11 protein-coding genes are annotated in these 15291 nt (G+C 35.4%); 8 read left to right on the top strand and 3 right to left on the bottom strand.

What is annotated here, in order from left to right:
* Nucleotides 1-25 precede the first annotated feature (25 nt).
* Entirely contained in the window at nt 26-1612 is a 1587-nt protein-coding gene (locus AMQ68_RS07380; RefSeq protein ID WP_054509922.1) for a patatin-like phospholipase family protein, read from the bottom strand.
* Nucleotides 1613-1935: 323 nt separating this feature from the next.
* Nucleotides 1936-2835 carry a CorA family divalent cation transporter gene (locus tag AMQ68_RS07375; protein ID WP_054509921.1) on the bottom strand — a complete coding sequence of 300 codons (900 nt, stop codon included), beginning with the start codon at nt 2833-2835 and terminating at the stop codon, nt 1936-1938.
* 73 nt (nt 2836-2908) lie between these two features.
* Here AMQ68_RS07375 and AMQ68_RS07370 point away from each other — a divergent pair, with 73 nt between their 5' ends.
* The 7 genes from AMQ68_RS07370 to AMQ68_RS07340 all read left to right on the top strand — a co-directional run bounded on the left by AMQ68_RS07370 (nt 2909) and on the right by AMQ68_RS07340 (nt 12011).
* Nucleotides 2909-3931 (top strand): 3-oxoacyl-ACP synthase III family protein, encoded by a 1023-nt coding sequence (locus tag AMQ68_RS07370; RefSeq protein ID WP_054509920.1) that lies wholly within the window; start codon nt 2909-2911, stop codon nt 3929-3931.
* A 624-nt stretch (nt 3932-4555) separates the two neighbouring features.
* Nucleotides 4556-5365: a hypothetical protein gene (locus AMQ68_RS07365; protein ID WP_123905635.1), complete on the top strand. Its 810-nt coding sequence runs from the start codon at nt 4556-4558 to the stop codon at nt 5363-5365.
* Between the two features lie 54 nt (nt 5366-5419).
* Nucleotides 5420-5662, top strand: coding sequence for a hypothetical protein (locus AMQ68_RS07360; RefSeq protein WP_054509918.1), 243 nt, complete (start codon nt 5420-5422; stop codon nt 5660-5662).
* Between the two features lie 315 nt (nt 5663-5977).
* Nucleotides 5978-7606 (top strand): hypothetical protein, encoded by a 1629-nt coding sequence (locus AMQ68_RS07355; RefSeq protein WP_054509917.1) that lies wholly within the window; start codon nt 5978-5980, stop codon nt 7604-7606.
* A gap of 286 nt (nt 7607-7892) precedes the next feature.
* On the top strand, nt 7893-9548 hold the full coding sequence (locus AMQ68_RS07350; RefSeq protein WP_054509916.1) for a hypothetical protein: 1656 nt from the start codon (nt 7893-7895) through the stop codon (nt 9546-9548).
* Between the two features lie 316 nt (nt 9549-9864).
* Nucleotides 9865-11220, top strand: coding sequence for a hypothetical protein (locus AMQ68_RS07345; protein ID WP_054509915.1), 1356 nt, complete (start codon nt 9865-9867; stop codon nt 11218-11220).
* 212 nt (nt 11221-11432) lie between these two features.
* Nucleotides 11433-12011 (top strand): hypothetical protein, encoded by a 579-nt coding sequence (locus AMQ68_RS07340; RefSeq protein WP_123905634.1) that lies wholly within the window; start codon nt 11433-11435, stop codon nt 12009-12011.
* 61 nt (nt 12012-12072) lie between these two features.
* On the opposite strand, the gene AMQ68_RS07335 is transcribed toward AMQ68_RS07340, so the two are convergent.
* Nucleotides 12073-13233 (bottom strand): thioredoxin family protein, encoded by a 1161-nt coding sequence (locus AMQ68_RS07335; protein WP_054509913.1) that lies wholly within the window; start codon nt 13231-13233, stop codon nt 12073-12075.
* A gap of 289 nt (nt 13234-13522) precedes the next feature.
* Here AMQ68_RS07335 and AMQ68_RS07330 point away from each other — a divergent pair, with 289 nt between their 5' ends.
* Nucleotides 13523-15127 (top strand): AraC family transcriptional regulator, encoded by a 1605-nt coding sequence (locus AMQ68_RS07330; protein ID WP_054509912.1) that lies wholly within the window; start codon nt 13523-13525, stop codon nt 15125-15127.
* Nucleotides 15128-15291: the final 164 nt, after the last annotated feature.

Here is a 15291-nt window from a genome sequence, read left to right as displayed (position 1 = left end):
AAAGGCTAAAAATACTCAAATTCCCTTACCCCACCGTCTTCGTATCCTCTTCCTTCAATATTTTTTTCTCTTTCATGGAGAGCATCATTCTTTCGTATTTGTATTTTTCCCAGTCGAATTGATTGAGGAAATCCAAAGCGGCGAGAAAACCTTTGTTGAAAAGTTCTTCTTTTTCTTCTCTTTTCATAAAGAAATTGAGCCAGCTGCTGGTTCCGCAATTCACGGTTTGAATGCTGTACAAATGGTAAAAAGTATGTTTGGTAAGGAATGATTTATCGTTAAAACCTTTTAAAGTATCGATAATATTTCCGGCAAATGAGAAGGGAGTTTTCAGAATCTGTTCACTGGTTTTTCCTTTCTCGGAAAGAATATCTGAATCATTGGTGAGCTGTACGCCAAACAAAGGCATTCTGGGATAAAAAACATCGCTTGAATGGAAAAGATCAATGGGGAAATTAGAAATACTTCCGCCATCAATAAAAACACCGACAGGGTAGATGTCTTCGGGTTTGGTATTCATCCAGAATTTCCAGGCGTATTTCACAGAATCATCATTCTTATCAATTGCTTTTTGGAAAGGTTCAAAAAAGAAAGGAACCGACATAGAAGCACGAACGAACTCGGCCGGGCTGATGCGTTTCAATTCCTCTTCAGACCAATATAAATTAGCCATTGTTGGCAGTTCAACTTTTATTTTGGCATTGATATCGGTGGTAATAACAATATATTCTGATCGTAATAAATGAAACGGATTATTTTTATAGTAATCGTTATTAACCGCACTTTCGTAGAATATTTTATATTGAGTCTGATCAATATGTTCTATATTTTTTGCTTTAATGGCTTCAATACTTTGTAAAGCAATATTGTAATATTCCTGATTATTTCCGTAGCGGTAGTTGAGGTTAAGCTCACGTTCTTTTTGAATGAATTTTTCATTAAGCTCGGCTACTGTTTTGATTCCGAATCCGTTCATTACATCCGTCATTTGATCTAAGAAAACTTTTCCGGGATTAAGTCCGCTATTTTGTTTCCTGAAATCATTATAAAACTTTTTAATACAAAAGAATGCGATGGTAATGGGAATAAGCGGAACAAGAAAAAGGAGTTTTGCATTCAGGGTAGTTTTCGAGGAAAGTGCAAATGGAATAATGACAAGAATAATCATCATCACAGCCGCAATAATGGCGTTTATTTTCAGGAAGTTCTTGTTATTCAACATTGCATGAATGGTGGTTTTTACATAGGTTTTTCCATCCATAAAATCGGCGAAGTTCCAGTTGAACAGAATTTCTTTAATGACTTCACTTTTAGATTCTTCTTTGGTTTTACAGGCAGCAATTAACATCGTATTAATAGCACCAGCGCTCGTTCCTGCAATTTTCAGAAAACGAACTCCGAAGATTTCCAATCCATACAGATAACCCACCAACGCGCTTCCCCAAACGCCGCCACCTTCCTGCACAAATTCTACATATTGATTTCCATGAGCATCCAAAAGATCAGAAAACTCTTTGGATGAAATATTTTCATGCAAAGCCTTGAGCTTTTCTTTTGATTCTTGGGAAAGAACATTTTCTTCAATGATTTTGTTAAGAATTTCGGTTTTCATGGTTGGTTTTATTTTTTTTCTCTCGCAGATTAAGCAGATAGCGCAGATCTTTCAACGGATTTTTAATTTTCACATAATCATCTGCATTATTCGCTCAATCTGCGAGAATAAATATTCAAAGTTTATCATCTTGATCAATTAATAAATCTAGATTCCTCCGGAATGACAAAGTGTACGTTCAATTATAACACAATCAATTTTATCAAAGATAAAATCCTTGCGCCTTAAAGACAACATATTTCAATCAGCTTTGCGCCTTTGCGTTTACCAAAATCAATCTTTACAGTATGTATATGCTTGCTCACTGTAATGAGTAAGTAATCCTACCATTGCTTTCTCCTTGCATAAATAAAAGTACAGATCACAATCAGCGCCATTAAACCTAGCGTATAAAAATAACCGTGTTGGGTATGCAGTTCGGGCATATTTTCGAAATTCATTCCGTAAACTCCGGCAATAAAAGTAATCGGTAAAAAATAAACGGAATAGATCGCCAAAACTTTCATCACCTGATTCGCTTTTTGATCAGAAAGGGCTAAAAACATCCCGATTAAGTTGGTGATTTGGATATTGAGATGATCAAAATCTGCCACAACATCTTTGTGTTTATCTTTTAAATCCACCACTTCAGAATCCTGTAATCCTAAGAGTTTAAATTTATCAATTGCATCTGTGGAGATCGTTAATACCCGGGAATTTAATCCTGATTTTCTTTTCAGTTTATACAATCTTCGGATCTGATTGGTATGGTTTGTATTTTTAAGGAAGATCTCATTTTCAATATTATCCATCGTTTCCATTAAGCTTACCGCTTCATCATCAAAACTTTTCATCATCAATAAAGCAATCATTAATGCAATGTTCTGCGAAGTGGTTTCTTCCTTTGAGTTGGAAAGTTGTTTTTTCGTTTCATTAATACTTTTGGTTTTCATCCGGTGGATGGTAATGATGGTTTTATCCAACAAAAAAACGCCAATCTTGGTACTGATGTCGCTAATGGTGTTTAGGTTCTTCCTTTCAAGCTCGGTGCTTTCACGAAAGAGGAAAAACTTCACGTTTCCGTCTTCTTCATATTTTGGGAGGTGATTAGGGTCTAAGGTATCTTCCAGAAGGAGATTGTTGATCTCATATCTTTCGTGAAGAAATTTCATGTCTTCCGCTGTGGGAGCTTCTACATCCACCCATTCGCATTGGGAGTCTCTGTATATCGTATCAATTGGCATAAAGTAAAAATACTAATATTTTGAAATACTATGTGTTAAATAAGTTTTATCTTTGCCAAAATTAAAAAACTATATGATTAAAAGTACAATAAAAGGGATCGGATTTTATGTGCCGGATAATGTTGTAACGAATGATGATCTAGCTAAATTAATGACCACAAATGATGAATGGATCACGGAAAGAACTGGTATTAAAGAAAGAAGACACCGTACCAACAGAAATGATTCTCAGGAAACAACCGCTTATTTAGGTTTTAAAGCCTCTGAAAAAGCTATAGAAAAAGCAGGTTTAACGGCTAAAGACATAGACTATATTATTTTTGCGACTCTTTCTCCGGACTATTATTTTCCTGGATGTGGAGTTTTGCTTCAGGATATGTTGGGTTGTGATACCATTGGTGCGTTGGACGTGAGAAATCAGTGTTCAGGGTTTGTGTATGCGATGAGTGTTGCGAATGCCTTTATTAAATCGGGAACGTATAAAAATATCTTGGTGGTAGGCGCTGAAATTCATTCTTTCGGATTAGATTTTTCTGATGAAGGAAGAGGGGTTTCTGTAATATTCGGAGATGGGGCAGGAGCGATTGTTCTTTCTGCAACAGAAGATGCTAATGCTGGAGATATTTTAGCGATGAATATGCATTCTGAGGGGAAATATGCAGACGAATTGTGTACGCAGTTTCCGGGTTCTAAATACGGATGGAGTGACAGGATGAGAAAAGAACCTGAAAATGTAACGAATAAAGAAGTATACCCGATCATGAACGGTAATTTCGTATTCAAGCATGCAGTAACCAGATTTCCTGAAACCATGCAGGAAGCATTAGATAAAGCAGGAAAAACCATTGAGGATCTTGATATGTTTATCCCGCATCAGGCGAATTTAAGAATTGCGCAGTTTGTGCAGCAGAAATTTGGGTTGCCGGATGAAAAGATTCATAATAATATACAGAAATACGGAAATACAACCGCAGCCTCTATTCCTATTGCGCTAAGCGAAGCCATTGAGCTGGGTAAAATTAAAAGAGGAGATTTGGTTCTTCTTTCCGCTTTCGGAAGTGGATTTACTTGGGGAAGTATTTTGTTTGAATATTAAAATTATTGATATCCATATAAGACAAGGTGAGAATTTTTTTCTCACCTTTTTTTGTGATTTTTTTTTTGAATTTTAATCCTTGAAAAACGGAAGTAAATAGAACAAATTAAGTGGTATTAAAAATGTGTCTGATTTGCCTGATCTTCAAGCTATAAAATGAAAAGCAGCTTTTTGAATATTCCCCCAAGATTGCCTTTTAGTTCATAATGTATACCGTCTTTTTAACTTCTAAAATGGTTGAGAGGCAGAGGTAACGGATGGGTTTATTTTTTTGACTGATAGGATTAATCGTATAGGATTTTCAATTAAAATAGCACTTTAAAATATGTAATAGTTTGTAATTCTTTTGTTTGTATTTTTTTAATTAACACTTTCTCATTGATGTTATGTCTACAACTAACATTAATTAACGGTCTTTTATCATCAATTTAAGTATGCTCCACATAGTTTTGCCGAGCACTTTTGCCATTGTAAAGAATTTTAATTCTCAATAAAAAAGGATCAGTTCATTTTCAGAAATTTCAGTATTGGTTCTATGGTTTTTTAGATTGATGTACCAAGAAGTTTATTGAATACAAGGTTTAAGTATAGCATATAAATAAAACTATAATTAAAAATAAACAAATGAAAAACAGTAAATTATTTAGTGTATTGGCTATTTTAGCGTATTCAATGAATTTAAATGGACAGGTGGGCATTAATACATCTTCACCCACGTCTACTCTGGATGTCATGGCGAAAAATACAACAGGTACAGCAACCACTGTAGATGGGCTTTTGATTCCAAGGGTAGACAGACAGAGAGCGCAAAGTATGAATGCAATTCCTATTTCTACTTTGATTTATATAAATAGCATTGCTACAGGATCACAGACAGGAATTGCAGCGAATGTAGATGCTGTTGGACATTATTTTTATGATGGTATCGCATGGTCTAAACTAAATTCTGCTAGTACAAATTCAAATGTAAATGTTTATAATGTAGATGGTGCGATTACTGAAAACAGGGTTGTACATATGGGAGCGAAGAAATTTACATTTAAAGGTACTTCAACCAATGCTTTTTCTGTAGCTGGAACTACATTATCTGTAGACGCAGCCAACGACCGATTAGGTATTGGAACCATTACGCCTTCTAATAAACTGCATGTAACAGGAAATAATCCTTTACGGTTAGAAGGCATCACCACAGGAGATAAACAAACTGATAAATTAATGGTGCTTAGTGCTACAGGAGTCGTAAAAACAATCAGTACGCTAGCTTCTTTATCTATCCCGGATCCGGCTATTTTTAAATTAGCAACAGATCAAAATAATTTTTTAAATGGATATGGTGCAGGAGGCTCTCAAGTTGTACCGATGTCTTTTGTTAAAAGTACAATACCGGGTTTAACTTATAATGCGGGTTCAAGTACTATTACATTTCCTGCATGAACATATCAGATAGCTTTTGTATATGAAGCTTCTCATAATAATACAGGGTGTACATTGAGTTCTTATTTTGTAGATTTTCCTCTTACTTCTGGTTTCCAAAGGGTACATAATACAGCAGCTCATGTTCAGGGAGGCCTTTCTGTTCATGGTAATGCTATCACATATACCACTACACTTCCTGCAAATACCAATTGGGAGATAAATCTTGGCAGAGGGCAATCCGGTAACTGTGGTGGTACAGGTATGATTTTAAATGCAGGCTCTACTCAGTTACTTGTCTTTAGAATGGGTGATTAATTTTAATAACCCATTATTTTATAAAAAGTGGTCGTATTTTAATGTTTTCCAACTTCCTTTTTTTAATGTTCTGAAAAAGGCGAGCCGTTACGGTTTGTCTTTTTTAGCAATTATTCAATTATATCACTATAAAGAGATGTTTTTTAGGATTAAATTTAATCAAAATGAATTATATTTATGTTTTTCACTATAATTAGATATATTTTAATACAAATTATTGTTTATTAGTAATTTATGTGTGTATTTTGATTTTTTGATTAATATTTTTTATATTTTTATGATACCAAAAACTTAATATCATAAAACTTGAATAATATGAAAAAACTAACATTTTCAGTAGTTGTTGCTTTATCAGGGCTGTATGGAACAGCAGAGGCTCAAGTAGGAATTAATACGGCTTTACCGGCGGCTTCATTAGATATAACCGCTAAAAATACGACCGGAAATTCTCCTACTGTAGATGGAGTTCTTATCCCTCGTGTAGACCGACAAAGGGCCCAAAGTATGATAGGTGTTCCAGCTTCTACCTTACTGTATGTAAATAGCGTTGCTACCGGAACGCAATTAGGAACCGCGGTAAACATAGATTCTATCGGATACTATTATTTTGATGGTCTTGTATGGGTGAAATTATACAACCCAACGAATGCTACCTACGCTTTGGGAAATATTTATACGACAAGCGGAACCCTTAATAGTAATAGGGTCGTAAATCAGGCTACTTTTCCTTTAACATTCACGAATAGTTTGGTCAATGGGTTTTCTGTAGGCGGAAGCACATTTTCAGTAGATGCTCTTAATAGTAGAGTTGGAATTGGAACAGCTGCTCCTCATGCGCAATTACATTTAGGAAGTACATTGGCTAACCGTAAGATTGTATTGTATGAAACTGGAGATAATGATAATGAATTTTATGGCTTTGGTGTAAATTCTGGTATTATGCGTTATCAGGCAGATAGAACAACAACTGATCATGTATTTTATGCGGGATTAACTGGTGGAGCTGGATCGAATGAATTGATGCGTATCAAAGGAACAGGAAATGTCGGAATAGGAACATCAGCTCCTGAAAATAGATTTCAAGTAGTAAGCGCAACAGCTGTCTCCAATAGATATACACTGTTCGATGCGCCTTCTGCTGGGAATCAATTTGTGATAACGGCATTAAGAAATACATCTCCTATAGCAACAGGAAATTATGCTCTTTTAGGATTTACCAACGCGGGTCCTACTTCTGGTGGTGCGGCATGGGGAATGGGAAGTATACGTACAGGAGCTCTAGGACTAGCGTCTGAAGAAGAATTTATGCTTGGGAATTCTTTAGGAGGTGGATATTTAGAACGCATAAGAGTTACTTCCGCTGGTCGTGTAGGAATAGGTACTTCAACACCTAGTGCTTCTGCTATTTTAGATGTGGCTTCTACCTCTTCAGGTCTTTTGATGCCACGAATGAATTCTGGCCAGATGAATGCTATTGCAACACCTGCCGCTGGTCTTCAAGTGTATAATACGGATGAAAACTGTACATTTTTGTTTAACGGAACCAATTGGAGAAGTTTATGTGCAAGAACTTTTCAGCAAAGCTCAGGAGGAGCAGTACAAGTTGCGATTGGGAGCTCATCTGACCTTACACAGACTATTAGTTTAGCAGGAACACAAAATGTAACCGTACAGGTAAGTTTTAACCCACAAACATTTACAAATGGAGTGGATGCTAATGCCGTGGGTACCTATCAAATACTGATAGATGGTCTTGTAGTAGGTGGTAACTTGAGATATTCAACTCAGAATGCAGGTAACTTTTTATACAGATACAGTAGTGTAGGGAACTGGACAACTACATTGGCACCCGGTAGTCATACGATTATTTTTAGGGTTAATGCAACAGGAGGTAACGTTAATACAAATGCAGAAGACAGAAGAATGATCATTACCGTAAATTAAAGTTCATAATTATTAAAATTGATTCTAAAAACACATCATTATATTTTTTTAACTAAATAACAAGTTGTTATACAATCTTCAAGAAAGGCGAGTCTATGGGGGCTCGTCTTTTTTTGTCAAACCATTTTTAAGACATTTGTTTAAAATAGTATAATTATTAGTAAATAAATCTTCTGAATGTAAATTGTATTTTAATTTTTCGCTTTAAATGTAAATATTATACATTGTATACTATTTTTTTACTATTTTTACAATACTAATAAACTAAAACCAGAAAACTTAAAATATGAAAAAATTAATAGTATCAATTATTGTTGCATTATCAGTAATATACACTAAAACGAACGCTCAGGTAGGTATTAATACGGCTTTGCCAGCTGCTTCACTAGATATTACCGCTAAAAATGCGACAGGGAATTCTCCTACTGTAGACGGGGTCCTAATCCCCCGTGTAGACCGACAAAGAGCCCAAAGTATGATAGGCGTTCCTGCTTCTACCTTATTGTATGTAAATAGCGTTGCTACCGGAACGCAATTAGGAACCGCGGTAAACATAGATTCTATGGGATACTATTATTTTGATGGCTTTGTTTGGGTGAAACTATACAACCCTACGAATGCTACGTATGCTTTGGGAAATATTTATACAACGAATGGTACGCTTCAAACAGATAGAATTGTAAATCAAGCTTCCCATGCATTAACTTTTACCGGAAACATAGTGAATGCCTTTTCGGTAGCAGGAGCTAACTTTTCTGTAGATGCAGCTAATAACCGAGTTGGGATAGGAAATGCTTTACCTTCAGTAAAATTAGATGTGCAGGGCAGTCAGCTTTTGAATGCCGCAGTAACAGGAGCTGCCACAAAAAATGCATTAGATATTAATGTAGGATTAGATGGCTTTGGATACGGTAACCGTACAGATAATTATGGGATCAATATGAAATCTTTATCTTCTATTTTTCCAGGAACGATTTCGCGTATTAATTTCGGGGATACGAGTTTAGGAACTGCGGCGGGACCACGATATCTATCATTTAGTGTAGGAATAGTACCCAACGAATTGATGTATCTAACAGACGGAAATGCAGGACGAGTGGGAGTAGGAACTACAACGCCTTTAGCCAGATTTCATGTGGATGGCGGAGAGTCTCGATTTAGTTCGGGAACTTCTGCATGGGCATTATCACCATCGCTTGGAGGGACTACGGGTGCGTCAAATTCATTTGAAATAGTTGATCGTGTGAATAGTGTGAGAAGAATGGTTTTTAATGATAATGGAGATGTTTCATTAGGAGGTACAATCGTAAATAATTCGTCTGGAGGGGTTGTTTCTATCAGATCTGGAAATGTGGGGATTGGTACTGCCGCGCCTACTAATATTTTACATGTAAATGCAACCAATCCTTTAAGACTTCAAGGTCTACAGGCTTCTTCCGGTTCAGCAGGTACATTAGCAGTAAACAGTACAGGTGTTGTACAATTGCGTAATTCAGCTAGTATCAGTGCGGTAAGAGCTACGGGAACCGTTAATGTTACCGTTAACAATACTTTTACAGGTATTACGACAGTAGCAGAAACGTTTGATAACCTCAATGAGTTTGGAGGGAATACATTTACAGCCGCAGCTGATGGATTATATAAGGTAGATTTTCAAATTAATTATCCTCAAAGAACAACTGCTGAAGATGGAGGAGACGGATATATTGCGTATGCAAGAATGAGCTTGGGTGGAGTACAATATGGTAATGTTCAGATTGTAAAAGTAACAGTGAATGAAACAAGTGGGGCTCCTGCTTCTATTTCTGCGACGTATTCGGGGTTGGTAAAAATGGTTACGGGTAATACACTTACCTTTGATGGTCTTACTTTTGGTTCAACACCTACTGTAGCAATTCCTATAGTGGGTGCTTTTACACTGAATATTGTACGTATAGATTAATCAGCTGTATCTTCAAATTATAAAACAATTAATCTTAATGCTTTCATTGGATAATGGAAGTCAAATTATAACTAAAAAATAACAATTTTTTATACAATCTTCAAGAAAGGCGAGTCTGTTTGGCTCGTCTTTCATTTTGTGAAATAATTTTTTAAGACATTTATTTAAAATAGTGTAATTATTTGTAAATAAACCTTCTGAATATAAATTATATTTTAACTTTTCACTTTATATAGAAATATAATGCGTGATTTAATAATTTATTGTTGTAATTTTATAGTATCAATAAACTAAATACCAGAAAACTTAAAAAAATATGAAAAAATTAATAGTATCAATTATTGTTGCGTTATCAGCAATATACGCTAAAACAAGCGCTCAGGTAGGCATTAATACGGCTTTGCCTGCTGCTTCACTAGATATTACCGCTAAAAATGCGACAGGTAATTCTCCTACTGTAGATGGGGTTCTTATCCCCCGTGTAGACCGACAAAGAGCCCAAAGTATGGTAGGTGTTCCTGCTTCTACCTTATTGTATGTAAATAGTGTTGCTACAGGAACGGCAGCAGGAACGGCAGTGAACATAGACTCTATGGGGTATTATTATTTTGATGGTTTTGTATGGGTGAAATTATATAATCCTAGTAATGCTCCTTATGTTTTAGGGAATATCTATACAACAGATGGTGCTCTTAACAGTAACAGAACGGTAGCTCAAGGTGCTTTTCCTTTAACATTTACGAATAGTTTGGTCAACGGGTTTTCTGTAGGAGGAAATACATTTTCAGTAGATGCTCTTAATGGTAGAGTAGGAATTGGAACGGCTGCTCCTCATGCGCAGATACATTTAGGAAGTACGGTGGCTAGCCGTAAGATCGTAATGTATGAAACAGGGGATAATGATAATGAATTTTATGGCTTTGGTGTAAATTCCGGTATTATGCGTTATCAGGCAGATAGAACAACGACTGATCATGTGTTTTATGCAGGATTAACTGGTGGGGCTGGATCTAATGAATTGATGCGTATCAAAGGATCAGGAAATGTCGGAATTGCGACCTCAACGCCTCAAAAAACATTGCATGTAAACGGTGCTTTACAGGTTACCAACGAACTTAATGTAGGAGGAAATGCTTCTACGGCGGGAAGTGCAGGTGCCACAGGGCAAATTCTTGCCTCTAACGGTGCAGGTGTTGCCCCCACTTGGAAAACACTTAATACAGTAAGTGGAACCATTTCTACTGCAAATTATGTGCAAGGAACAACAGCATTAACAGTGGTTCAAGGAACAACTTCAGATGTTCCTGGAGTAACGATTACGTTAACCGTACCTGCAGGAATTACACAGACTTTTCTTTTTACTATTTTAGGATTTGCACCAAGTACTGTAAGTACAGAATCACAAGGAGCCTTCTCTTTATTGCAAAACGGAGTTAAAATATCTTCTGCTTATACATCAATGGTAAGTGGAAGCCAATTAGTAAGGTTACCAAGTTCTGTAACTTTTTTAAAGGCTGTGACGCTTGCTGCAGGAACTTATACCTTTAAAGTTCAGTATTCTGCATGGTCCGGGGACCAAATTGTAAATTATAATCCAACTAATTATGCAGGGTATAACGGAGATACAGAAGCGATGTTGACAAAAATGCAGGTATTGGTTTATAATAATTAAACGATTCTAAAAACACATATAAATCCGCTATTCCCTTAGCGGATTTTTTTTGTAATAATGTCCCGTTATATTAGTGAAATAGCTCATTTCCCTCTAATTGTTTTTTTATAAATTCATCAAAAAATAGTAACTTATACTGAATGGAAACATAAAATAATGGCTTAGTTTTGTATCCATAATCAATGAAAACGATGGACCATAATACAGAGTCAGTGAGCAAGAAAACAATATTGAAATATCCTCAGATTTTAATGCGTATTCTTATCACCGCTCAGCAGGTTAAAAATTTTGAATCTATGAGAACAAATATCTTTATCATCTTGGCCTTTACCATTTCTGGCCTGGGGTTTTCTCAAACGAGAACAGCAAATGTAAATACAACAGTCAATTCTCAAAAAACAGAGCAGATGACTTCGGTAGAAACTCCTGCAATTGGAGATATTAAGAATGATGCACAATCAACCGATCATAACGGATGGTATCTGATGAACGGACGTGCGATTGCAGATTTACCGATGCCTCTACAGAAAAAGGCAAATACATTAGGATTTAAAGAACGTCTTACCGAGTCTGAAAGAACAGAACAGCAGGTAGCAGCTGTAAGTGCTGAAAATGGAGCATTACCTAAAAATGGTCAAGTATTGAATGCCAATAGATCAGGATCAGTAAGTGGTAGATCAGGATCAGTAAGCGGTAGATCGGGATCAGTAAGCGGTAAATCAATAGCTGAAGCTTCAACTCTTGTTTCTTCGGATGCAGCTTCCAATAGATTTATTTACTTAGGAGAGTAGGTTTTACAGAAATAAAAAAGCCACAGATCATCTGCGGCTTGGTCTATATTTTTGATAGAAATTAAAGAGTCTTTAATAACTTCTCGGTGTCAGAAAAATCTTGACCTGAACTTTTTGCCAGTTCAACTGCTTTTTCTGCCCATATTTTAGCGTTCTTTTTGTCTCCAATTTTGTTGTAAAGATTAGCTAACGTATCTGTATTCGCATAGCTTTCTTTCTTTTTTACAGATTCCTGAGCCCATGCTACTGCTTTTTCCAAAGAAGCCTTATTGTTTACGTTTTCAAAGAAGTTCCAGGCAATGGCATTCAGTTCATCAGAATTTGCTGCAGAATAATCTTTATAAAGCTCTAAAGATAGTTTTTCATACGTAGGAATATCTTTGTTTTTTAAAGCTCTGTTTGATTTTGCTCTTTTTAAGATCTTTTCAGCTTCTTCTTTGCTTAAAAAGCTTTGTGTTTCTGTTAGAAAATAAGCATCATTCCATGTTTTAGCATCAGCATTGTATGATTTTTTCAGAATGGTCGTAAGCTTGATGTTCTTATCAAACATTTGGTACTTATCTTCAGGAAGTACTTTTAGGATGTCTGCTTTTTTAGCTTGGAAAATTTTGTATAAAGGGCTTTCCGTGCTTTGTGTTCCTGCAAGTAACATCTCAACATCTTCCTGATCCAGGCTTGGCTTAGATTTGAAATAACGGTCCAATACTTTACCTGTAAACTCAGCATCTGTATAAAGGGTAAGTCCGGCAAGGTTTTTTAGGAATTCAGGATCTTTTTCTCCGTTTTCAAATTGTTGTTTTAAAGCAACCAATCTTTTAGTAGGATCTCCGGCATCTTTTGCAAACTGTATAAAATCTTTTTCTTCCACATACCCTATCGTTCTGTGTACTTCTTCTCCGTTTCCGTCAATGAATAAATACGTCGGGAAAACTTTTACGTTATATTTTTTAGCAAGACCAACCCCTTCTCCTTTTTCCATATCAATTTTTGCATTGACGAAATGAGCGTTATAATAATCTCCAACAGATTGAAGAGGGAAGATATTCTTCACCATCAGCTTACATGGTCCGCACCAAGAAGCGTAGGCATCTACAAATACAAGCTTGTTTTCTTTCTTAGCTTTCGCCAGAATAGCAGTGAAGTTACTGTCTTCAAATTTAATTCCTTGCGCCATTGCAAGAGCCCCGATAAAAAGGGATGAGAATATGGCTATTTTTTTCATAATACTTTTTATTGATTGCAAATGTAATAATTATGTAAATACATAAGTCGTTGCCAATAAAAAATAGTTACATCATTTTTCTTTTGAAATAAAGATTGATTTAATATTAAAAATTTATTATTCGAATCTTGTTATTAAAATTAATGTAAAAGTGATTTATTGTTAAAAAAGTTAAATATATAATAATGTTTTAGTAAAAAATAAAATATCGTTACTTTTGTAAAAACTAAAACTAAATACCATGATAGTAATGAATTATTATAAAACAAAAATAATAATTTATTGATTTATGCTCAAAATCCTGACAGGCCTCGTGTTTTTTCTAATCACAACCGGGTCCATATACGCTCAAGATGATTTTGATTGTATATACGATAAAACAACAGCAAAAACGACTCAACAAAAACTGCCGGGGGCTCTGAAAACCGCAGACTCTCTGTATCGGTCTTCACCAGATCCTTTGCATAAGATGAAAAGTCTGATGCTTACGGCTCATTTATATCAGCAACAAGGAGATTTTAAGAAAGCCATTTACTATGCAGAAAATGCTGATCTCTTGATCAATAAAGTAAATGATCCGGATCTGGCTTCCCGAATTACTGAATTTCTTGCCCGCCAATATAGATTGGTTGGCCTCCGCGAAAGATCCAAAAAATACATCAACAAAGGCTTTGAAATAGCAAAAAGGATAGAAGATCCTAAAAGGCATAATGAAACACTGGGAATTCTTAATCAGGAGCTGGCTCATTGTGAAATGGAACTTGAGAATTATCCTATCGCTGTAAAATACCTTGGAATATCTCTGAACTTCTTTAAAAAAGCAGGAACAATGGGAGAGGAAGTGGTTACGGCAGCTTCTTACCGATTATTGGGTGATGTTTATTTTAAACAAAATAATTATACCGTCTCCGAAAATTATTATAAACAGGCTGAAGCTTTAGTAAAAGAGCAATCATGTCTGTTAGGCTGGATCTATAATGGGCTGGGAGGGATCAGGCTGAAGCAGAAACTTTGGAAAGAAGCAGAATTTTACCTTAGTAAAGCGGAAGACATTGCTGAAAAATATAATCACCTGGATCTTAAAAAAGGAGTCTATTCTAACCTTAATGATTATTATGAAGGAATAGAGGATGGCGATAATGCTTCTGTATATGCCGTAAAATACGTAAAAGTGTATGAGCAGATTAATGCTAAAAACAATGCCTTTACCAATGGAAAGCTAAATGCAGAAATACCCAATAAAGGAAATGGTGAAATAAATATTGCTAAAAATATTGCTATTGTTATTCTGTGTATTGCGCTGGGCGGATTGTTTATCTTTTTTAGATCAAAGCAGAAAAAACAACGTTCAAAGTTTCGAACGATTATTAGAAGTCAGCAAAAACTAACTGAAAAAGAAAATATAGAAACCGAAGAACCCGAGTTTTCAAATATCTCTGTAGAAGAAGTGGAGGATAAAGAAAAAGAAGTTGGTAAAAAGCGAACTGAATCTTTGATGACCCTGGAAACAGAAACTAAATTGTTGGAATTTCTTACTGATTTTGAAAAGGGAAATCTATATAATAACAAGAATATGTCTCTTCCTTTTCTTTCTGGAGAACTCAATACCAATACCAAATATCTTTCTTATATAATCAACCAACATAAAAGTGCTGATTTCAAAACATATATCAATAGATTAAGGATCAATTATATTGTTGATAAGCTCATTAATGATGATAAATACAGACAATATAAGATCAGTATCCTGGCAGAAGAATGTGGTTTCTCATCTCATAGTAAATTTGCCTCTGTCTTTAAAGCGGTGACCGATTTATCTCCATCCTCCTATATTAAGCTTCTTGATGCTGAAAACCAATTAGATAAGAATGTTCATTTTCAGGAAAACAATTAAAATGTTAAGCCAGTATTAACGAATGCTTTTCATTTTCCCGAAAACAGACAGCCTTTTGTTTTATGTAATATGGTCACTTTCATATATTTGCTTCGGTTTTGCGGGACAGGTATTTATACTGCTCTTTAGCACAATTTTTATAGATAATAATTAGTCTTGTAACA

Origin of the sequence: Chryseobacterium sp. ERMR1:04 (genome assembly GCF_001297705.1) — a bacterium.
In the GTDB taxonomy this organism is placed as follows: Bacteria; Bacteroidota; Bacteroidia; order Flavobacteriales; family Weeksellaceae; genus Chryseobacterium.
The sequence above is the reverse complement of the archived record's forward strand: the minus strand, read 5'-3'. Positions and strand labels throughout refer to the sequence as shown.

What these genes read in the sequence shown, in the direction of transcription:
- AMQ68_RS07380 (WP_054509922.1), bottom strand. Translation starts at nt 1,612, where the DNA reads ATGAAAACCGAAATTCTTAACAAAATCATTGAAGAAAATGTTCTTTCC.
- AMQ68_RS07375 (WP_054509921.1), bottom strand. Translation starts at nt 2,835, where the DNA reads ATGCCAATTGATACGATATACAGAGACTCCCAATGCGAATGGGTGGAT.
- AMQ68_RS07370 (WP_054509920.1), top strand. Translation starts at nt 2,909, where the DNA reads ATGATTAAAAGTACAATAAAAGGGATCGGATTTTATGTGCCGGATAAT.
- AMQ68_RS07365 (WP_123905635.1), top strand. Translation starts at nt 4,556, where the DNA reads ATGAAAAACAGTAAATTATTTAGTGTATTGGCTATTTTAGCGTATTCA.
- AMQ68_RS07355 (WP_054509917.1), top strand. Translation starts at nt 5,978, where the DNA reads ATGAAAAAACTAACATTTTCAGTAGTTGTTGCTTTATCAGGGCTGTAT.
- AMQ68_RS07350 (WP_054509916.1), top strand. Translation starts at nt 7,893, where the DNA reads ATGAAAAAATTAATAGTATCAATTATTGTTGCATTATCAGTAATATAC.
- AMQ68_RS07345 (WP_054509915.1), top strand. Translation starts at nt 9,865, where the DNA reads ATGAAAAAATTAATAGTATCAATTATTGTTGCGTTATCAGCAATATAC.
- AMQ68_RS07335 (WP_054509913.1), bottom strand. Translation starts at nt 13,233, where the DNA reads ATGAAAAAAATAGCCATATTCTCATCCCTTTTTATCGGGGCTCTTGCA.
- AMQ68_RS07330 (WP_054509912.1), top strand. Translation starts at nt 13,523, where the DNA reads ATGCTCAAAATCCTGACAGGCCTCGTGTTTTTTCTAATCACAACCGGG.